Here is a 21,854-nt window from a genome sequence, read left to right as displayed (position 1 = left end):
TATGAAAATATCTGTATTTGTAGGTCATTTTTTATGGGAAGGGGTCGGTTTGATGTGAAGTTCGTAAAAAATTTTAATAATAATGCAGCTTTAGTTGAATCATCCGACAATGTTGAGTGGGTGGTCATTGGTAACGGTATTGGATTCGGTTATCATGCTGGAGATAATATCGATAAGGACCAGATTGACCGACGGTTTAAAGCTGAAGAAGATTCAGATACAATGAAATTAATTTCAGGATTTGATGCAGAAACTTTGGAAGTTACGACAACTTTTGTTGGAGTAGTAGAGCCATTAATTGATGTGACATTTGATGATGTTCAATTTTTGATTTTAGTGGACCATTTTCAATATTCATTACAAAAAAATCGTGAAGAAATGTTTTTAAATGACCGATCTGTTCATTGGGAAATGAAAAAATTATTTCCAAGTGAATTCCAAGCTGCAAAGGTTGGTATTAAAGAAATCGAATCAAAATTTGACATTACGGTTCAAAATAATGAATTGATTTTATTAACCTATCATTTGATTAACGTCAAAGAAGGCGGACATGCTGTTCAAGAATCGATGAAGCTGACAGAACTCATTTCGGGAATTGTTAATATTATTCAATTAGATACTGGTATTATTCTCGACGAAAAATCATTTAATTATAGTCGATTTGTCTCACATTTACGCTATTTATTCATTAGGCATTTTCATAATACTGAGATTGATCGTGCAGAACTTGACCCTGAGTTGCTCGCCATGATGATTAGTCGGTATCCACAAGTGTACGAAACAGTGGAAAAAATCGTGCAGTATATTCGAGAACGGGCCGATTGGGATTTACAAGCAGACGAACAAGTTTATCTAGTTTTACATATCTGGCGAGTAACCCATCGGCAAACAGAAAATTAAATAAATTGATAATTAGGTGTGTTATTGCCATTTATAAGCAAGCATAAACCCAGTTATCCATGCAAACTCGTATTTTTTGAGTTGAAATGGATAACTGGGTTTTAATTTATAAAAAATATAAAGGAGTGATTGTGATGAGTTACGAAAAATTAGCTAAAGATATTTTAAAAAATGTAGGTGGCGAAGCTAACGTTAATAGCGTAGTCCATTGTACAACCCGACTAAGATTTAAATTAAAAGATGAATCTAAGGCCAATACCGATATGTTGAAAAATATGGACGGCGTAGTGACCGTTGTTAAAAGTGGCGGCCAGTACCAAGTGGTTGTTGGAAATCAAGTTCCGGAAGTTTATGATGCATTAGTTAAAGGTAGCGGACTTGATGGTGATGGCATTGTGCCAGATAATGATGGCGAAAAAATGAAACCGCTTGATGCCTTTATTGATATGATTTCAGGTATCTTTGCACCAGCTCTAGGTGTTTTAGCTGCAACAGGGATGATCAAAGGAATAGTTTCATTACTAGTCGCATTTAGCTGGGTGGCACCGACATCTGGAACGTATATTATTTTAAATGCATTAGGAGATTCTTTCTTTTATTTCTTCCCGATTATCTTAGCTTACAGTGCTAGTAAAAAATTCCACGTTAATCCATTGTTGGCAATGGTTATTGGTGCATCCTTAGTTTACCCAACTATTGTGGCACAATTGCCAGCAACACTAGCCGCTTCAGGTGGAAAAGTGCTGTACACTTTATTTGCAGGAACAATTTTTGAATCACCAATCTATATGACATTCTTGGGGATTCCAGTAATCATGATGAGTTACGCATCATCAGTTGTACCTATTATTGTATCAATTTGGTTTGCATCAAAAGTGGAACCATTCTTCAAAAAAGTGATACCAGAAGTTGTACGAACATTCTTAGTGCCAATGTTAACAGCACTTGTTGTTGTGCCTATTACATTTATCTTTATAGGTCCCATAACAACTTGGGCTAGTGATATTGTGGCAACCGGATTTACAGCTGTATACACATTTAGTCCAATTGCCGCTGGCGCAGTTCTTGGTGGCTTATGGCAAGTACTTGTTATCTTCGGGTTACATTGGGGACTTGTTCCACTTGCCTTACTTAACATTTCAACAACAGGCTCAGATCCAATTTTAGCACTTATGCTAGGGACAACGTTCGCTCAAATTGGGTCAGTATTGGCAATTACAATTAAAACAAAAAATAAAAAACTAAAAGGTCTTGGCTATTCTTCATTTATTTCAGGAATCTTTGGTGTTACGGAACCCGCTATTTACGGAATTACGTTACCTCGTAAAAAACCATTTATTATTACATGTATTTCAGCCGCTATTGGTGGCATGGTTCTTGGTGTATTTGGGACAAAAGGATACATGGTTGGTGGATTAGGCATTTTCTCTATTCCAAGTTACTTGAATCCTAAGACAGGAATTGATATGTCATTCTACGCTGTGCTGATAGCAATCGTTGTTTCATTCGTATTGGCATATGTCTTAACACTTATGTTCGGTTTAACAAAGGAAGATCAAGAAGTACCCGTTGCTGTTGCTGAAACAAAAGTAACAACGTCAGTAGTACCTGTAGAAGTAGAAATGAGTGGAGAAATCCTTGGTAGCCCACTTAAAGGCGAAGTATTACCTTTATCAGAGGTTAAAGACCCTGTCTTTAGTTCTGGTATTATGGGTGACGGTATCGCAATTCTACCTGAAGTTGGTCAATTATACGCACCTGCTGATGGTAAAATAACATTAGTTTTTCCAACAGGACACGCAGTTGGTATGGTGACAGACGATGGCGCCGAAATTTTAATGCATATCGGAATGGATACAGTTGAATTAGAAGGTAAGTATTTTGAAATTCAAACAGAAATTGATACCGTCGTAAAAAAAGGCGATTTATTACTTAAATTCGATATTGAAGGTATTAAACAGGCAGGATATGAAATTATTACGCCAATTATCGTGACGAACACACCAAAATATAAAAAAATTAAACCACTTGCTAAAGACCAGTCAGAAATAATTGTTGGTACTGATTTATTAGATTTAGAAATTAATTCAGGAGGTCAATAAGATGACAAAATCAAATTTTCCAGATAACTTTTTATGGGGTGGCGCAACGGCCGCTAATCAATTTGAAGGGGCCTATGATGTTGATGGTAAGGGCCTGTCATTAGTAGATATATTACCAGACGCACACCATGGTCGCTGGGATTATTTATTTAATGTAAAAGAAGCGATGCAGATGAAAGAAGATTTTTATCCTAGTCATGAATCTGTTGATTTTTATCATCATTATGAAGAAGATTTACGATTAATGGCAGAAATGGGTTTCAAAACCTTCAGAATGTCAATTAGTTGGCCACGGATATTTCCACAAGGTGATGAAAAAGAACCAAACGAAAAAGGGCTAGAATTCTATGATAAAGTTATCGATCTTTGTAACGAATTAGGGATGGAACCGTTAGTAACAATTAACCATTTCGATACGCCGTTAGGGATGTTGAAAAAAATGAATGGTTGGGCTGACCGTCGAATGATTGATAATTACTTAAACTTTTCACGCGTCTTATTTATGCGTTATAAGGATAAGGTTAAGTATTGGTTAACATTTAACGAAATTAATATGATTTTACACATTCCGTTATTGGGCGGTGGATTAGATTTGGAAGGGATTGATAATCCTGACCAAATCAAATATCAAGCGGCACATCATCAATTAGTTGCCTCTGCGCTTGCGACAAAATTAGCACACGAAATTAATCCTGATTTTAAGATAGGGTGTATGTTAGCGGCTGGGGTTACCTATCCCAATACACCTAATCCAAAAGATGTATTTGAAGCAATGACAAAGGATCGGGAAGGATACTTCTTTATTGATGTTCAGTCACGTGGCTACTACCCAAGTTATTCGGCAAGATTATTTAAAGATATGGGTATAGAAATTAAAATGGCAGATACCGACGAAAAAGATTTATTAGAAAATACAGTTGATTTCATTTCATTTAGCTATTATTCATCAAGATTAGCAAGCGCTGATCCTGAGATGACTGATAAAACAGCAGCAAATGTCTTTGATAGCTTAAAAAATCCTTACTTAAAGACAAGCGAATGGGGCTGGCAAACAGATGGCCTTGGTTTGAGAACAACGATGAATCAAATTTATGATCGTTATCAGAAACCATTATTTGTTGTTGAAAATGGATTAGGTGCAAAAGATGTTGTGGAAGAAGGCAATAAAATTCATGATGATTATCGCATTTCTTATCTAAGTGAAAATATTGAAGCAATGGGTGAGGCGATTGCAGACGGGGTTTCTTGTCTAGGTTACACATCATGGGGCTGTATCGATTTAATTAGCGCAGGCTCAGGCGAAATGGCGAAACGCTATGGTTACATTTACGTAGATCGAGATAACGAAGGTAACGGGACGCTAAATCGATTGAAAAAAGATTCGTTCTATTGGTATCAAAATGTTATTAAAACAAATGGTGTCGAATTATAAACTGGAAAAATTGAAGATATAAAATTTCGATGCGATTTAAAATACTGTTTAAGCAATGATTGTTTGCTTAAACAGTATTTTTTTATTTGCGAAAGTCTTATTGCTTAGTGGAAAAATAATATTAGGTGTACAATTATCGAAATCTTAAAGATAGTTTAGAAAAGATTGGATAAAATGATGTGTTTTAGACCTTAAAAAAATTGTTAAACAAATATATATAACGTGGAAGAAGGTCTTTCCGATGAGAAAAAGGTTTAAACCTGTAAATAATGAAATGAAATGGGTAGGAATTGTTAGTATCGTGTTGTGTTTAATTGAACCATGGTTAATAGTTGTGAATTTAACGATTGGCATGTGGTTAGTGGGGACGGGTATGATTGGCATTGGAACTTATATTGAAAGACTACCCTTTTTTCAGAAAAATATTGGTTATCGTCTATGTGGTATGTTGTTATTTATATTAATTGCATTCATTAATACAATTTATATAATAGTAATTCTTCTACTGCTACAATTTCAAGGATAAAATAAATAGCACTTACAAGTTAAATATATAAAAAATAGGTTACAAAAGCTCGGCAGTATACCGAAGTCTTGTAACCTATAAGGCGGAAAATTTATTTAAGATGTCCCTGATCAGAGTCGAACTGATGACCTACCGCTTAGGAGGCGGTTGCTCTATCCAGCTGAGCTACAGAGACAAAAAGGCTGATTACTTCATTGTAAATGGCAAAAATAAATAAGTCAATTATTACTATTGTAGATTTTTAAATTCATAGTCATAATTTTCATTTACAACATGGCTAAGGTGTCAGTAGTTTCATAGATATTGATCTTTTAGTTCTAGCAATATTATATTTCTTGAGTGACAGCACAATTTTCTATTGTTATAATTAAACCATTAAATAATTTTATTTGGGAGTAAATAGCTTGATAAATAAGTTTGAATCTTTAAAAAAATATGGAACGGTATTTTGCGTTATTTTTATATTAAGTTTTTTTCTGACAGTTCCGCAGATACTTAATAATAGTTTAGTAGTTGGTGCTGATTCTCTATTCCATTTTAACCGTATCTATGATGATTATATGCAGCTTAAAACAGGTAACTTTAATTATTTTCAATCTAATTACGGTTTTCAACAAAGTGGTCGAATTGTTAATGCCTTATATGGACCAGGGTTTACTTACCTTTTAGGTGGATTACTAGGTATCGTGCATAGTTGGATTAAATTTGAAATTGTCACGTCATTCATAATTTTCTTTATTAGTGGATTTTCAATGTATTTTCTATCTAGAGAATTGAAAGCGACTAAAAAAAATTCAGTCTTAGCTGCTAGTCTTTTTATGGGTAGTTTCTATATCACTCGATGGTCAATCTATCAGAATTTTATGATATGGGGCGTTATGTTGATGCCTTTGATTGTCATTCTTGGGCTTAAAATGATTAAAAATAATGCTAAGGATTTAAAAGTACTACCTTTAGCATTAGCAGTTTCAGTGCTAATCCAAATTCACGTCTTAAGCGCCTTAATGTCAATTGGCGTTTTAGTTGTATTCTTTTTCATTGGCTTTATTCAAACTAACCAGAAATTACAACTTTTATTAAAATGTTTTCTAGCCAGTTTACTGGCGTTAGTTCTGACCTTTAATGTTTGGGGAGCTATGTTGGATGTTTTCTCAAATAATAAAATATATTCACCATTTGCCAATTCAAACATGTCTGGTTCAACCATGAACCTTTCAACTGGTAACTATAGTGGTACACAGTTTGGATTGGTTATGAGTATCATTTTTGTGTTACAAATTGTTTGGTTGTTTTCAAAAAGAAAAGAATTATCTCTAGCTAATAAGATTGTTACTATAATAGGAGCTATTTTTCTTGCTCTAACTACAAATTTATTTCCGTGGACTAGGATATCTATATTAATTCCACAGTTACAAAGTTTTTTACAGTTTCCTTATCGATTTGATAGTTTTACTACGATTCTATTAGTAGCGGGGTTCAGTGCTACAATTTCTACGTTACCTTCGCCGAATGCAAAGAAAAATTGTTCATTGTTTTTAATTGTCGGAAGTATTTTTATTTTAGGGCAATCGTATAGTGATATTCAGACTAAAAATGAAATTTGGAATTCAAATGAGTCAATTATAGCTAAAGGACATGTTACAACCCCAGATTCTTTAAGTACTGTCCAAATAAGAAATGCTTTTACTAATCGTGATTTAAAAAAAGGGTTAGAGGTAGCACAAAAATCAACTCCAGATTATTTACCTAATAATCAAGAATTAAGCAAGGATCCTTACAATGAATATAAAAATGAAATTATAATGAATAAGTCAAATATTATAAAAAGAGTGACAGATAAGGGTGATTTATCGCTTAGATGGACTGCAACAAAAATAGGAGAAACAATGTCCTTACCTATTATTGTTTATAACAATTCAAAAGTTACACTAAATGGAACTAAGCTTAATATAAAAAAGATTACCTTATCAAATATAGGTAGTCCAACGATTAAAGCAACAAAAAAAGGTATCAATAGAGTAACGCTTAGTTATCATTCAAAAATCATTACTAAACCTCGACTAATGATGGTTATTGCAGCGTGGGTGATTAGTAGCTTAGCTTTTATTACCTTTACTTATAGGGATTATAAAAATGACATTTAATATAAACAAACATATGATTTTAATATACTATATTAAGATATACTTTCTGAATTTGGGTTACAAAAACCTAATCAATAAAATAAGTAGTAGTGAAAAAGGTATAAACTAACAGAAATGCTAGTTTATACCTTTTTATGTGATCATTTATGCCCAATCCCCATTACGGAAAACGGGTACTGTACTGCCATCCTCACGAAGCCCATCAATTGACATGTCAGATGAGCCGACCATGAAGTCAACGTGCGTTTGGCTTAAATTTAAACCAGCAGCGGCTAATTCAGTATCGTTCATTTTAGTACCATCCTTAATAGAGAAGGGATAAGCGGAGCCAAGCGCTAAATGGTCACTGGCATTTTCATCGAATAATGTATTAAAGAACGTTATTCCTGATTGTGAAATTGGAGAAGGGTCTGGAACTAAAGCAACTTCACCCAATGATTTTGCGCCATCATCAGTCTCTAGTAAGTGCTGTAAAACTTCTTCACCTTGTTCAGCAGTTGCTTTAACAACCTTACCTGCTTCAAAAGTAAATTTCATACCACTCAAAGTAGTTCCTGCGTAGCTTAATGGTTTTGTTGAAGAAATGTAACCATCAATACGTCTAGAATCAGGTGCGGTGAAAACTTCTTCGGTAGGCATGTTAGCCATGAATTCATGACCTTGTGCATCAAATGAACCGGCGCCTTCCCACAAATGATTTTTAGGGAGACCGATGACGATATCTGTCCCTGGGGCAACATAATGTAAAGCAGAAAATTGTTCTTTATTTAATTCTTCAGCTTTTGTGCGCAATGTTAAATCATGTTGATGCCATGCTTCAATTGGATCTTCATGATCAATACGTGTTGTTTTAAAAATTTCTTCCCAAAGTCGTGAAACAGCAAGTTCGCCTTTTAATTCAGGAAAAACGAGTTCAGCCCAAGCAGTATCTGCGGCAGCGACTACAGTCCAACTAACGTCATTATTTTGAGTTGCTTTACGTAATGGACGTAGAGCTTGACCCATAGCTTTTTGGCGTGAGGCAATCTTTTCAGAAGGGATACCAGCAAAGGCATCAGGATCATCTGACATGACTGAGATGCGAGATGCTTTTTTAGCAACCCAATCTTCAACTTCTGAGGTTGCATAACCAGGAACGTCGACTAAACGGTCTAGTGGAGCAAATTCAAGGAATGATTTCGAGACATGACTATCTGCCCATTTAACGATAACTTCACTTGCGCCAGCAGCATAAGCTTCATTGACGATTAAATGAGCTAATTTTTGTTGGGTTACGGAAATTTGTAGGACGATTGTTTGGCCTTTTGAGACGTTAACACCGACTTTGACGATTAATTCAGCATATTTTTTAAGTTGATCTTCAAAATTTATTTTTGACATAGAAAGACCTCCAAATTTATTTATGAAATAATGATAACATATTAATGAGAAAATGATTAATAATTAGGCTATTAAATTTTTGTTAACAAAATCAGAATTTTGTCTTTTCTTTGGTATAATAGTAACTAATATAATCATTGAGGAGGCCAATTATGAAAAAAGTAAAAGTGATGACTGTTTTTGGGACGCGTCCAGAAGCAATAAAAATGGCACCTGTTGTCTTAGAGTTAAAAGAACGTACGACGGAGTTTGAAACAGTAACTGTCGTAACAGCACAACATCGCCAAATGTTGGACCAAGTCTTAGAGATATTTAAAATAACGCCAGATTATGATTTGAATGTGATGCACGCTAACCAGACATTAAGTGATACAACTCGAAATGTTTTACAAAAATTAGATGATGTTATTAAAGTAGAGCAGCCTGATATTATTTTAGTTCATGGTGATACAACAACAACATTCGCCGCTAGTATTTCAGCTTTTTATAATCAAGTGGCAATTGGACACGTTGAAGCGGGATTACGGACTTGGGATAAGTATTCACCGTTTCCAGAAGAAATGAACCGTCAACTAACAGATGTACTGGCAGATATGTACTTTGCCCCAACTTCGCAAAGCGAAACTAATCTGTTATTAGAAAATCATCCAAAAGAAAATATTTTTGTAACAGGTAACACAGCCATCGATGCTTTAAAACAAACAGTTCAAAAAGAGTATGACCATGATGTTCTATCAGAAGTAAATCCTGCGAATAAAATGATTTTACTCACGATGCATCGTCGTGAAAACCAAGGTGCACCTATGCGTCGTGTTTTCGAAGTGATTAAATCTGTCGTTAAAGATCAGCCAGATGTTGAAGTCGTTTATCCGGTTCATTTAAATCCAGTTGTTAAAGATTTAGCCGAAGAAGTCTTAGGTGGAGAACAGCGCGTTCATCTAATTGAACCGCTTGATGTGGTTGATTTTCATAATATCGCTGCAAAAAGTTACTTTATTATGACGGATTCAGGTGGTGTTCAAGAAGAGGCGCCATCATTAGGAAAACCAGTTCTTGTTTTACGTGATAACACAGAACGTCCGGAAGGCGTGAAGGCGGGTACATTGAAGTTAGTTGGAACTGACCCTGTGAAAGTCAAAGAAACCATGCTATCATTAATAACTAATAAGACAGAGTACGAACGAATGGCAAATGCTAAAAATCCTTATGGAGATGGGCAAGCAGCTAAACGAATATTAGATGCCGTTGCTTATCGATTTGGAGATAGTCAGCAAGAACCTGAACGTTTCGAATAAATGGAGGATTTCTAAAGCATGAGCAAAAGAACAAAACGTCCCATTATTATTGGTGTAACAGGTGGTACTGGTAGCGGTAAGACGACGGTTAGTAATGCTATTTATTCACAATTAGCTGGCGAATCAATCATGATTTTACAACAAGATACTTATTATAATGATCAAGCTGAAATGAGTATGGAAGAACGTAAAGCAGTGAACTATGATCATCCACTCGCGTTTGACAACGAACAGATGATTAGTGATTTGGAACAATTGTTGGATAATGAAGCAATTGATATGCCTGTTTATGATTACACACAGTTTACTCGTTCAAGTGAGACGATCAGAACAGAACCTCAAGATGTTATCATTGTTGAAGGAATTCTAATTCTAGGGGACGAAAAGCTCAGAAGTTTAATGGATATTAAAGTTTTTGTTGATACAGATGATGATTTACGTATTATTCGCCGTATCACACGTGATATGAAGGAACGTGGTCGCTCATTACAATCAGTTATTGATCAATACGTTAAAACGGTTAAACCAATGTATAATCAATTCATTGAACCAACGAAACGCTATGCGGATATTATTGTGCCAGAAGGTGGCGCAAATACAGTTGCTATTGATTTATTGTCAACTAAAGTCCGTGACATTTTACAACAAGACTAGCTAAAAAATCTCATACCAAAAAGTCCCCAAAAGTCTCATGACTTTTGGGGACTTTTTGGTATGAAAAAACTGTTGTTGGTAATAGCTTTTACGCTATTACCAACAACAGTTAGAGTGGACTTGTCATTTATGAACACTATTTTTGTCTAGTTTTCTATTTATAAAATGGAGTGTTATCATCGATAAAATACTAATAATCCAAGTTAAAATGACGAAAAACAAACGCCATGTAGTGATCATTTCCGATTGATATCTAAGCACTACACGATTACTCCCTTTTTTTGTTGCCTTAACAGTAGGGACACCTAATGCAGATAGAGATAATCGGTGTAATTGACTTCCATTTAAGGAGAGCTCTGAATTATTATAAACGACAATAGGAAGTGCGATGGATTCACCTTTTTTTGTCGCATGCCATTTAAGGATTAAATCACCATTTTTTGTAACAGTCTTAGTGATATTAGGACGATTCCTAACAATATCTTTCTTGTATTCTTTTTTATTATATGTTGTCTTTTGTTCTTGATTATTTGGTAAATAATCTGGGGCTATTTTTTTAACCACCTTTAATCCTTTTGATAAATCAGAACTAGTAAAATTAGTTCTAATTTGATCACTCGTTAGATGATTTGAAACGACAACGCTCCCTTTATAAATAAGAGGATCATTGGAATTCCAGAGCTTATTTTGCTGTTGAATATCAATATATGATTGACCTAAAATAAAAAGACTACTAATGATTAAAAATAACTCGCCAAACTTTTTAGGCTTAAATGAAGGTAGCTCAGAAAGAGAGTTGCCAAAACCAGCAAGTAATAAGACAGTTGCAAAACCATAAAAGCGGTAAGGAAATTGTAAAAAACTTCGAAGCTGTGGTATTAGATTCGATATTGTCGTCCAAGGAACAAGATTTGTTGATAACAGGAGAAATAAGGCTCCTAATAGTGTCATTAGCTTATTAGAAAGTGATACTTGTGACCACCTAGAAAATAGTAAAACAAATTGTAAAATGAAAATAACGCTCATAAATAGTCCTATAGATGAAGCGCTATAGCTAGTTGTTGAAAAACGCATTGTAGCACTAGCCATATCTAAGTGAGTGTAAGGCGAGTACAGCGTATTTCTTGTGAAAATTTCTAGCATAGCGCCCCAAACATTAAAGGTTAGAACAATAGTTAGAAGGGCCGCTAAGAAACATTTTGATAAAAGCTGTAATTTTTGATTTGTCTTGTAAAAACCGACAACAAAGAAGATAAAGATGACGCCAACCGACATTAAGGCACTTAAGACATGAATTTGAATAAGCGCTGAAATCAATAATGCTAATGGTAGTACTTTTAAATCCTTAGCATTATTTTTAATCATTTTAAGCCCGAGGATGACAATTAAGGGCATTAGCATAACGCCCCAAGACATAAAATTCTGGTTAATTGACCAACGGGTAACGTAAAAACTCCCCATAAATAGACTAGCAATCAATAATGAAATTTTCTTAGAGGATTGAAGCTCTCTAGATAGAAAATACATTGAGTAACCACTAATAAAGAAAATTAAAAAGGAGGTTATGATTTGAAATAAAATCCAATTATGAACAATTAAGAGTAAGATACCTAACAGATAAGCAAAACCTGGTCCATATAAGGCGTTAATAATGCGACCACTCTGTAAAAAACCATAGTTAGTTTGAAAATAACTAAAGTTACCTGTTTTAAATTGGATATAGGTATCGTAAATACGATTGAAATGAAAAAGCGAGTCACCACCTAAGACTAGACTGTGGTTGATTATTTGTGGAAGAACTAAAAATAAACTAATCAAAAAGATGGTTGTAAATACGATTAAACGATTTTTAAGATAACTGACTTTATTTAACAAGATAGTAAACCCCTAATAGATTTATTTAGTAGATGAGGTCATAATAATATCATTTATGTCTAATTAAAGTCTTCTTAAACGTCTCCAAATTAGAGGTGTTAAACTATAACTCCCCCAAACAATGAGGCCAAAAACACTTAAAAGAAAACCAGTTGATAAGCCAGGTGTTTGATAACTATAAATGATATGATGAGTTCCTTTTTTTAATTTTAAGCCAATAAAAGCGCTATTTGTTTTAATAACGGGCACGCTATGACCATTATCAGTCGCTGTCCAACCTGTAGAGTAAGGGATAGATGATGTTAGGATACCTAATTTATTTGTTGTTATTTTGCCACTAACTCTATTTGTAGCAAATTTTAATGAATTTAATTTATTTTTCTGGATTTTTTTAACATCATTTGTGTAAGTTTGACCAAGCGGAACGGCAGTAATTTTAAGGTTGAATGAGTAAGTCCCTGAATTTGATAAAAGTAAATCCAAACTTTTGGGCATTTGTTTTTGATAGCCCATATTTAGGGTAGCATCAGATAAAACTTTAAAGAAAGAAAGATTTTCAATACCCAATTGCTCAATCGTATTAGTCGTTAAATTAGATTTAACCCCGATCGAATAGCCTGTATTGGAAGAACCTGTCGTCAGTTGCTTCCTAAGCGATTTCTGTGCTGACCGGGGACCATTCGTATCTAATAACTGGTTATCTGGTTTCGTAGTATTATTAAAAATAGCCATATTCACTTGTTCTTTAGAGGACAGTGATTGGTGCTTAATGTTAGTTAATGAAAGATGCAATTCAGAATTTTGATATTTTTTTGCGTTCTTAATGTCAATCTGATAGCTATCTGAAACAGGATTATTACGATAGTGATTATTGGTAATACGTGTTTTTGTTTCGTTAGGTTCTCCGGCGTTCACTGTTTTTACAATTGTATAGGCAACGTTTTCAGTATCAAATGTTGATTGTTTCTGGTTAAATCCGGATGTATCCGCGATACTAACGGCTTTAGCTAATTGACGTTCTTGATCAGAAGCGGATAATTTAGCAGTTTTTTGATTTGAAGTGACATCAGATTGCCAATAAATTAATGGAAAATTATTCTTAGTTTCATAAAGATTGGTTTTCTCAGGTTTATTTTTATTTTCAGATTTAGTTTTGAGTAATGTATAACCATAGGGGATCTTTGACTCATTTGGCTCATTTGAATGAGTAAAGAGATACTTAACGCCAAAAAAGTTATTAGCGATTGTTCGATCATCAAAATTTTCAATCGGAATATTATTGTTATATTGAGCATTTTGTAACCTGTTTGAAAATACTCCGACTGCGCCATTTTGAATCGAGTAGTATGAGTTAATTAAATTTAAATCATTATTTAAATTATTTCGTAACATGTAGTTAGAACCAAAGTTATAATTTTGGCTAATCGTTGAAACACGAAATGAGTTAGATTTAGGAAGAGAATTATCTAATCCATCAAATAGATTAGATGATAGTTTCTGGTAACTACCAGAGGGCATTAAAGTCTTACTATAAAAGTTAGTGAAAGGTGATGCAAAAGAAACCCCAGTAAAGATCAAGTTCACTAGGATAAGACCGAATATGATTCGACCAGAATTTTTATTTTGACGGTAAAGTAAGATTGCGACAAAAAAAGAAATTAAAAAGATAACAGGAATGAAAATTTCTGTCGTCCCATTAATATAAAAGGGTAATGATACTAAAAGTAAATAGATACCAAGACAAATACTGAGGTATTTAATTTCAGGCAACGTTATTTTTTTGAGAGAATCAATGAAGAAGGCACTTCCAAGTGAAATGGGAACAAATAATAATAGAATCCAACGATTAGAAGGGGCTTGAAAACCATTAAACATCGCACCAAACATTGGGAATAGTAACATAATCAACCCAATTGAAAGACTCGTTGTCATTAGTGGGTAGTGTTTCCAATGGTAAAACAGATGGAATAATGCTAGAACAGCTAAACTACTAAAGCCAAATTTAACCCAGAAAGAAGATACTCCGCCAGCAAGTAATTGAGCAGGTAAATTAATGTAGTAATAAGCGGGGAAAGAGGTCAAACCATTTGCGAATAGACCACCTGACCGAGTTGAACTAAAGACCGCAAGAATTGACGGTAGCATGATAAAGGCAGAAATCAGTAAACTGATGACTGTACTGATTAAAAAAGTGCCCGCTGTTTTAAAGAAACTGAGATTTTTTCGATAATAATAAATGAAACGTAGTACTAAATATACAAAAGCACCGATGCCTAAGACTATGGCGAAGTAAAAGTTACTGATAAACATCCATGAAAAAGCAAAAATGAAGAAATGTGGTTTAAACCCTTGTAAAATTTTTTCTATTCCGACAATTATAAGTGGAAAAAGAATGAATGGTGTTAGGAAAAAAGGTTGCATTAGGGATGAATAAAGTGAAAAAGAAGTGAAGGTATAAATGATTGCCCCACCTAAGATCGCGCTATTCGTTAATTTAAAGTGTCTCGCAAAGAAGATAAATGATAGCCCCACGCAAAATAACCTCAAAATGAGTGTGAGCTGGTAAATAGTCACAACGGCACTTGAGGGAAATAATAGCGTAATATAGGCGAATACGTCTCCAATAACGTAATAAGCAAATGTTTGAAATTGATCTGCGCCAAGCCCTAATTTCCAAGACCACATTTGGAGTGGTTGAAAGGGATGGTTGATGAATTCACCAAGTAGTTGACGATAATTTTCTAATACAGGTAGATGCTGTTCAGCAGGATCATGACTTTGAATTAAAGAGTATCCAGCTAGTTTGTAAGTTCCAAAAATAAGAACAGCTAAAATTGCAAAAATGATAATGTAATAAAGATAGGTCATTTTTGATTTTTTTAGATCGAAACGAAACTTCTGCATAGCTGGAATCCCCCTATAATTAATCCTTTTTTGAACTGAAGACGTCTGATTCTTTAATAATATAGACGGGTCTGTTTTTGACTTCTAAGAAAATTTTACCTAAGTATTTACCAAGAATCCCAATACAAAACAATTGAATGCCACCCATCATTAAGATAACTGAAATCGTTGATGGCCAGCCAGCTGTTGGATCACCATAGAGTAACGCTCTAATAATAATAAAGATAATTGCAAAAAGAGAGCCAACAAATGATAGGAAACCAACAAATGTTGCAATTGAAAGAGGTACTTCTGAAAAGGCTATGATACCGTCTAATGAATATTTGAATAAGCCCCAGAAATTCCAACTTGTTTTACCAGCAACACGTTCTTGATTTGTGTATTCTAAGTATTCCGTATTAAAACCAACCCAACTGAAGATACCTTTTGAAAAACGATTGTATTCTGACATTGATAAGACAGCATCAACCATTTGACGGGTCATTAAGCGATAATCGCGGGCACCATTAACAATCTCAGTATCTGAGATGCGATTTATTAATTTGTAGAAAAGAGTAGCGAATGCAGAGCGAATCACAGGTTCACCTTGACGAGTTGTCCGACGTGTCCCCACACAGTCGTAGTCATTTTCTGGATCTTCTAAAATAGCTAACATCTTAGGCAAAAAGCTGGTTGGATCTTGTAAATCAACGTCCATAACAGTTACGTAATCGCCAGTCGCTTTTTGTAAGCCACAATATAAAGCAGCTTCTTTTCCAAAATTTCGTGAAAATGAAGCATAATGGACTGTTGCTGGATGATCTTTTTGTAATTGGCGCATTTCTTTGAGGCTGTTATCAGATGAACCATCATTAATAAACCAATATTCTAATCGGATATCTGGTAAATTGATAGACTCCTTTTCAACCGCATCAAAAAAAAGCGGAATAGATTCTTGTTCGTTGTAACATGGCACAACGATTGAAAGAACTTTGGTTGTCATAAATAAAGTGCCCCCTAGGATGAATTTACTGAATTTTATTTTATGATTTTTTGAAAATAAATAACTTACTAAAAATATAATTAATTAAAACGATGAAAATTTGATCAAATAACTTAACGAGTGATGCATCTAAGTGTAAAACAGAAACACCAATTGTCATAATTAATTGATCAATGACTAATGATAGAAGTCTAAAGCCAAAGAAAGATAAAACTTCACGTATTAAACCTGAAACATGAGTGTTCTTTGAGCCAAATACCCAAAGCTTATTAGTGACGAATGCAAAAACAACCGAAACAAACCATGCAATTACGTTTGCAAATTGATAATTTACACTAAGGTATGATTGGAAAACAACAAAAGTAACGATGTTAATTAGGGTTGTTAGACCACCAAAAATTAAATACGAAATTAGGGCATAATGTTTATGAAATAATTCATTTATTTTATTCATGACTAGTTTTCACTGCTAGTTACTTTATCAAATAGCTCTTTAGCAAAAGCTTCTAATTTAGTGATATCTTCTTCTTCAGGTGCTAAATCGATTTTTAGATTAGCTGAACCCTTTGTTGCGCCTGCTTCTTCGAAAGCTGAACCAAACTTATCAACAGCAGTTCCAAAAAACTCACCATAAAATGTATCGCCAGAACCGGCAACACCGAATAATTTACCGGTTAAATCAAGCTCCTGTAAGTCTTCATAAAAGTCCATGCCTTCATCAGGAAGTGAGCCTTCGTCATAAGTATAAGGAACGACAACGCTGATATCGAAGTTAGTTAAATCAGATGCATCTGATTGTGAGATTTCTTCCATCTCAACTGTTGCACCTAAATTTTCAAATGCTTCGGTAATAATGTCAGCGATGTCTTCATTATTACCTGTAATTGTTGCAAAAATAACTTTAGCTGAAACCAAACTAAATTCCTTCTTCCATATTAAAATAGTAGTTAAAGTATATCAGATAAAAAAACGATTGTGAAAGGAATTGAGTATCTCGTAACAAATTCTATACAATTGCGGTATAATAGTTGAGAAGAATTATTTATTATAGGAGGAAACAAATTAAATGATCACATTAAAATCAGAACGCGAAATTGAAGAAATGCGTGCTTCAGGTGCTATTATTGCAGGGATGCATAAGGGATTACGAGATATTATAAAACCAGGTATTTCTAGTTGGGAAATTGAAACTTTCTCACGTAAGTATATTGAAAGCCATGGTGGTGTTGCTGAACAAATTGGCTTTGAAGGCTATAAATATGCGACTTGTGTCAGCATTAATGATGAAATTTGTCATGCTTTCCCACGTAAAGGGTTAATTTTAAAAGATAATGATTTAGTTAAAGTAGATACAGTTGTTAGTTTACATGGCGCAATGAGCGATTCTTGTTGGAGTTATGTTGTTGGTGAATCTACACCAGAAATTGATAAATTAATGGCAGTAACGCATAAAGCCCTTTACTTAGGAATTGATCAAGCCGTTATTGGTAACCGTATTGGTGATATTGGTCATGCTATCCAAACTTATACTGAAGACCAAATGGGCTATGGTGATGTTCGCGAATACGTTGGACATGGCATTGGACCTACCATGCATGAAAGTCCTTCCGTACCTCATTATGGTCAAGCTGGTAAAGGATTACGTCTTAAAGAAGGGATGACAATTACTATTGAACCCATGATTAATATTGGCGGTTGGGAATCAGAAAGTGATGATCCTAACGGTTGGACAACAAGAACTGCTGACGGTAGTTTGTCGTGTCAATATGAACATGTTATTGTTATCACAAAAGATGGTCCTAAGATTTTAACCTCTCAAGATCCAGAATTTGATGCGAAATATTTATAAAATAGATAGCTACAATGAACTGCTAACTTAATTGTTTAGCAGTTTTTTTGTATAATGTAGCGGATTCATGATAGAATTGTAATATTCGTAGAGTTTGAGATAAATTAATGGGATTTTGTATATCGTATAAAGAAAAAAAGGAGAAGTTAATTATGAAAGTTAGAAAAGCAATTATACCTGCAGCAGGTTTGGGAACTAGATTTTTACCAGCAACAAAAGCAATGGCTAAAGAAATGTTACCTATCGTGGATAAACCAACGATACAGTACATTGTTGAAGAAGCTAAAGCAGCAGGGATTGAAGATATTTTAATTGTTACGGGTAAAGGGAAACGCCCAATTGAAGATCATTTTGATTCAGTACCTGAATTGGAAGCTAATCTTAAAGCTAAAGGTAAATTAGAACAATTAAAAATGGTTGAGCAAACAACTGATATTAATTTGTTCTTTATTCGCCAGTCACATCCTAGAGGTTTAGGGGATGCTGTTTTAATGGCTAAAGACTTTGTTGGTGATGAACCCTTTGTTGTTATGTTGGGTGATGATATCATGCAAGATAAGGTACCATTAACAAAACAATTGATGGATCGCTATGAAGAAACACATGCTTCAACATTGGCTGTAATGGAAGTCCCACATAAAGAAGTATCAAAATATGGGGTTATTGCACCACAAAGTGAAGTGTCAAAAGGGCTATATGATGTTGAAAAATTTGTTGAAAAACCAGCTGTTGATGAAGCACCAAGTGATTTAGCTATTATTGGTCGTTACTTGTTAACACCAGAAATCTTCGGGATGTTAGAAACACAAGAACCTGGTGAAGGTAATGAAGTCCAATTGACTGATGCTATTGATCGTTTAAATAAAGTGCAACGTGTATTCGCGCATGAATTTAAAGGTGATCGTTATGATGTTGGAAATAAATTCGGTTATTTAAAAACAAGTATTGATTTTGGTTTGAAACATCCAGAAGTTAAGGATGAACTTAGAGAATACATTAAAGAGTTATCTAAAAAATTATAATAAAATTAGAAGATTGGGCTGATTTTAAATGCTCAATCTATTTTTTTGTCTAAATGTGATACAATTTATTCTTATATAGATGTATTTCGCGGAGGAATCGTATGAAAAGTAAGTTCGTTCAGTTTATTAAAATATTTAAAACACAATTTATTAATGCCGATGTTAGTAATTCTTCGGTTATTATTGCGTACTATACGTTATTATCGATTTTTCCAGCAATTATTTTTATTGGTAATTTAATACCAATGCTTCATTTAAAGGTGTCCGTTATTTTAGAATATGTAAAAGTTGTGATGCCATCCGCGATATATAGCATTTTAGCACCGTTTATTGAATCGTTTCTGAAAAATGGAAATGGTGGATTATTGTCAATTGGTGCTGTCGTAACGTTATGGACGACAAGTAAGGGGATTAATGCATTGAAGAAAAGTTTCAACCATGCCTATAGTGTTGAAACGAAGCAAAATCCAATTGTTGGGCGAATTGTATCGTTTGTGTTAACGATTGGGTTAGTTATCTCCTTAGGTGCTATTATTTTGTTCTTTGGGTTCAGTCAAATAGTAGTTGAGGTGTTGACACCCATTTTACATTTGCCGGGAGAATTTTTAACTGTGATTACCACGGTTAAATGGCCTGTCGCCTTAATCGGTATTTTTATTATTATTTTATTACTTTATCGGATATTACCTAGTGCAAGACTTAGGTTCAGGGCAGTTTTACCAGGGGCAATTTTGACAACCATTGGGTGGATTTTATTGACCCAAGTATTTTCGATATACGTGCAGTATTTCGGTGGCGCTTTTAGTAGTTATGGTGCAATCGGAACAGTAATGATTATGTTATTCTGGCTGGATTTTGGGGCATGGATAATCATGCTAGGTGCTGTTCTTAATGCATCGATTGCTATTGTTCGACATGGTGAAGTTGAAGCACAATCTATTCAGCTAAATAGCTTATTTAAGCAATATAAAAGTCGATTTAGTAAGAAAAAATAAAATATTATAAATCGTTAGGGGAGGTAAGTTAATTGAAAAATAAGTCGATTAATTTAAAAAATCATGTCGGTGTATTTATTGTTATGTTTAGTGTGAGCTTGTTTTTAGTCTTACCTCAGATACTCGCACATAGTTTAGTTTTAGGTTCTGATTCTTTATTTCATTTTAATCGTATTTACGATATCTATATGCAATTTAAAACAGGCAATTTTAACTATTTCCAAACAAATTACGGGTTTCAACAAAGTGGTCGGATTATCAATGCTGTGTATGGGCCTGGATTTGCTTATCTGCTAGGTGGGTTGCTACTACTCGTACATAGTTGGTTTAATTTTCAGGTTATTTCTTCTTTTTTAATTTTCTTTATTAGTGGTTACTCAATGTATTTACTAGCTAAAGAAATAACTTCGACCAAAGATATCTCACTATTAATGGCTGTTCTTTTTATGGGTAGCTTGTGGATTGCGCGATGGTCAACTGAGCAAAATTTTATGGCTTGGGGTATCATGCTAGTGCCACTAGTTGTTTTAATGGGTGTTAAAATGATCAAAAATAACGCAGAAGGATTGCGAATTCTACCCTTAGCGTTAACCATGTCGGTAATGATACAGGTACATGTTTTAAGTGCCTTGATGTCGATTGGTGTCCTATTCGTTTTTTTTATAGTTGGTTTTATTCAAACGAATCAAAAATCGAAACTATTATTAACCTGTTTTTGGGCGGGGTTATTATCGTTAGTTCTGACATTTAATGTTTGGGGTGCCATGTTAGATGTTTTCGCAAACAATAAATTATACGCACCGCACGTTAATGTGATGATGTCCAATTCAACTATGAATTTATCGATGGGGGGGCCAACGCTTACTAAAATTGGTTTGGTTATGAGCTTCATATTTGTAGTACAAATTAGTTTATTGTTTATAAAACAAGCAAAATTTACGGTTACTAATAAAGTAGTAACTAGTTTAGGTTTAGTTTTCTTAGTCTTAACGTCAAAATTAGTTCCTTGGACGGATTTAGCCCAGGTTATCCCATCAATACAAAGTTTCTTGCAATACCCACGTCGCTTTGAAGGGTTCGCTGTAGTTTTATTATTAGCGGGTTTTAGTGCAACACTATCAAGTAGTTCATTTAAAAATTATCGGAAGTATATTGATCTATTCTTAATTGTTGGAGGTCTTGTTGTCGGAGTACAATCGTATTTAGAAATTCAAAAAAGTAATGAAGCATGGCATACTAATCAGTCGATAGTTTCTCCCAATAATGTTGATATCGCAGATAATACGAGTAACGAACAGATTACCAAAGCATTTATGAGTTCAAATCTAGATGATGGTTTAAAGTTGATTACCAAGGCATCGCCAGACTATTTACCTAATAATCGAGTATTAAGTGAACGTCCTTATCATGATTATCGATTAGACATGAAAAAAAATAAAGATGAAGTAAGTAAAACGATTAATAGTGAAGGAAAGTTAAGTCTGAGTTGGAACGCAACAAAAAAAGGAAATGAGATTTCTTTACCCGCGATAGTCTATAATAATTCAACTGTTCAATTAAATGGTAATAGCCTTGATCCTAAAAAAATGACCTTGTCAACTATGGGTAGTCCAACCGTTAAAGCAACTAAAATAGGTACAAATAGGTTAGTCATTGGTTATCATACGAAAATAATAACAAGAATTAGTTTAATCATCGTTCTAGCCACTTGGATAATTAGTTGCGTTAGTGCTGTTTTTATAAAAATCACTGATTATAAAAAAGAAATTAAGTTATGATATAGTTTTAACAAGT

General features: G+C 34.1%; 17 protein-coding genes and 1 tRNA gene. 11 read left to right on the top strand and 7 right to left on the bottom strand.

Features of this window, described 5'->3' with window-relative positions; all coding sequences use genetic code 11:
* Window positions 1-54 precede the first annotated feature (54 nt).
* The 4 genes from AC1RPH_RS04615 to AC1RPH_RS04600 all read left to right on the top strand — a co-directional run bounded on the left by AC1RPH_RS04615 (window position 55) and on the right by AC1RPH_RS04600 (window position 4,960).
* Window positions 55-900 carry a PRD domain-containing protein gene (locus tag AC1RPH_RS04615; protein ID WP_481761561.1) on the top strand — a complete coding sequence of 282 codons (846 nt, stop codon included), beginning with the start codon at window positions 55-57 and terminating at the stop codon, window positions 898-900.
* Between the two features lie 134 nt (window positions 901-1,034).
* Window positions 1,035-3,002 carry a beta-glucoside-specific PTS transporter subunit IIABC gene (locus tag AC1RPH_RS04610; RefSeq protein WP_481761560.1) on the top strand — a complete coding sequence of 656 codons (1,968 nt, stop codon included), beginning with the start codon at window positions 1,035-1,037 and terminating at the stop codon, window positions 3,000-3,002.
* Window position 3,003: 1 nt separating this feature from the next.
* Entirely contained in the window at window positions 3,004-4,434 is a 1,431-nt protein-coding gene (locus tag AC1RPH_RS04605) for a 6-phospho-beta-glucosidase (protein ID WP_481761559.1), read from the top strand.
* Window positions 4,435-4,675: 241 nt separating this feature from the next.
* Window positions 4,676-4,960 carry a hypothetical protein gene (locus AC1RPH_RS04600; RefSeq protein WP_481761558.1) on the top strand — a complete coding sequence of 95 codons (285 nt, stop codon included), beginning with the start codon at window positions 4,676-4,678 and terminating at the stop codon, window positions 4,958-4,960.
* A 101-nt stretch (window positions 4,961-5,061) separates the two neighbouring features.
* On the opposite strand, the gene AC1RPH_RS04595 is transcribed toward AC1RPH_RS04600, so the two are convergent.
* A tRNA-Arg gene (locus AC1RPH_RS04595) sits at window positions 5,062-5,135 on the bottom strand.
* Window positions 5,136-5,364: 229 nt separating this feature from the next.
* Between AC1RPH_RS04595 and AC1RPH_RS04590 the strand changes: the two genes are divergently transcribed.
* A complete protein-coding gene (locus AC1RPH_RS04590) occupies window positions 5,365-7,104 on the top strand; it encodes a DUF6541 family protein (RefSeq protein ID WP_481761557.1) in 1,740 nt (579 codons plus the stop codon).
* Window positions 7,105-7,248: 144 nt separating this feature from the next.
* Here the strand turns inward: AC1RPH_RS04590 and AC1RPH_RS04585 are convergent, their stop codons facing one another.
* The gene (locus AC1RPH_RS04585; protein ID WP_481761556.1) at window positions 7,249-8,484 is read right to left on the bottom strand and encodes an aminopeptidase; all 1,236 of its coding nucleotides are present in this window, start codon (window positions 8,482-8,484) and stop codon (window positions 7,249-7,251) included.
* Window positions 8,485-8,636: 152 nt separating this feature from the next.
* Here AC1RPH_RS04585 and wecB point away from each other — a divergent pair, with 152 nt between their 5' ends.
* Window positions 8,637-9,779, top strand: coding sequence for a non-hydrolyzing UDP-N-acetylglucosamine 2-epimerase (gene wecB / locus AC1RPH_RS04580; protein WP_481761555.1), 1,143 nt, complete (start codon window positions 8,637-8,639; stop codon window positions 9,777-9,779).
* Between the two features lie 18 nt (window positions 9,780-9,797).
* Window positions 9,798-10,433 (top strand): uridine kinase, encoded by a 636-nt coding sequence (udk, locus tag AC1RPH_RS04575; protein ID WP_481761554.1) that lies wholly within the window; start codon window positions 9,798-9,800, stop codon window positions 10,431-10,433.
* A gap of 123 nt (window positions 10,434-10,556) precedes the next feature.
* On the opposite strand, the gene AC1RPH_RS04570 is transcribed toward udk, so the two are convergent.
* The 5 genes from AC1RPH_RS04570 to AC1RPH_RS04550 all read right to left on the bottom strand — a co-directional run bounded on the left by AC1RPH_RS04570 (window position 10,557) and on the right by AC1RPH_RS04550 (window position 17,109).
* A complete protein-coding gene (locus tag AC1RPH_RS04570) occupies window positions 10,557-12,308 on the bottom strand; it encodes an MFS transporter (RefSeq protein ID WP_481761553.1) in 1,752 nt (583 codons plus the stop codon).
* Between the two features lie 63 nt (window positions 12,309-12,371).
* A complete protein-coding gene (locus AC1RPH_RS04565) occupies window positions 12,372-15,212 on the bottom strand; it encodes a YfhO family protein (protein ID WP_481761552.1) in 2,841 nt (946 codons plus the stop codon).
* Window positions 15,213-15,231: 19 nt separating this feature from the next.
* Complete coding sequence (locus AC1RPH_RS04560) at window positions 15,232-16,194, bottom strand: glycosyltransferase family 2 protein (RefSeq protein WP_481761551.1); 963 nt, start codon at window positions 16,192-16,194, stop codon at window positions 15,232-15,234.
* Window positions 16,195-16,234: 40 nt separating this feature from the next.
* Window positions 16,235-16,648, bottom strand: coding sequence for a GtrA family protein (locus AC1RPH_RS04555; protein WP_481761550.1), 414 nt, complete (start codon window positions 16,646-16,648; stop codon window positions 16,235-16,237).
* 2 nt (window positions 16,649-16,650) lie between these two features.
* Window positions 16,651-17,109: a flavodoxin gene (locus AC1RPH_RS04550; RefSeq protein ID WP_481761549.1), complete on the bottom strand. Its 459-nt coding sequence runs from the start codon at window positions 17,107-17,109 to the stop codon at window positions 16,651-16,653.
* Window positions 17,110-17,260: 151 nt separating this feature from the next.
* Here AC1RPH_RS04550 and map point away from each other — a divergent pair, with 151 nt between their 5' ends.
* The 4 genes from map to AC1RPH_RS04530 all read left to right on the top strand — a co-directional run bounded on the left by map (window position 17,261) and on the right by AC1RPH_RS04530 (window position 21,838).
* Window positions 17,261-18,043 (top strand): type I methionyl aminopeptidase, encoded by a 783-nt coding sequence (gene map, locus AC1RPH_RS04545; RefSeq protein WP_409022111.1) that lies wholly within the window; start codon window positions 17,261-17,263, stop codon window positions 18,041-18,043.
* Between the two features lie 152 nt (window positions 18,044-18,195).
* Window positions 18,196-19,065, top strand: a complete 870-nt coding sequence (gene galU / locus AC1RPH_RS04540) for a UTP--glucose-1-phosphate uridylyltransferase GalU (RefSeq protein ID WP_481761548.1) — start codon at window positions 18,196-18,198, stop codon at window positions 19,063-19,065.
* Between the two features lie 101 nt (window positions 19,066-19,166).
* Window positions 19,167-20,060 (top strand): YihY/virulence factor BrkB family protein, encoded by an 894-nt coding sequence (locus AC1RPH_RS04535; RefSeq protein WP_481761547.1) that lies wholly within the window; start codon window positions 19,167-19,169, stop codon window positions 20,058-20,060.
* Between the two features lie 32 nt (window positions 20,061-20,092).
* Window positions 20,093-21,838 (top strand): MFS transporter, encoded by a 1,746-nt coding sequence (locus AC1RPH_RS04530; RefSeq protein ID WP_481761546.1) that lies wholly within the window; start codon window positions 20,093-20,095, stop codon window positions 21,836-21,838.
* Window positions 21,839-21,854 lie beyond the last annotated feature (16 nt).

This window comes from Dellaglioa sp. CoH-57-MRSF-16 (assembly GCF_056782055.1).
This window is presented reverse-complemented; position numbering and strand designations above follow the sequence as displayed.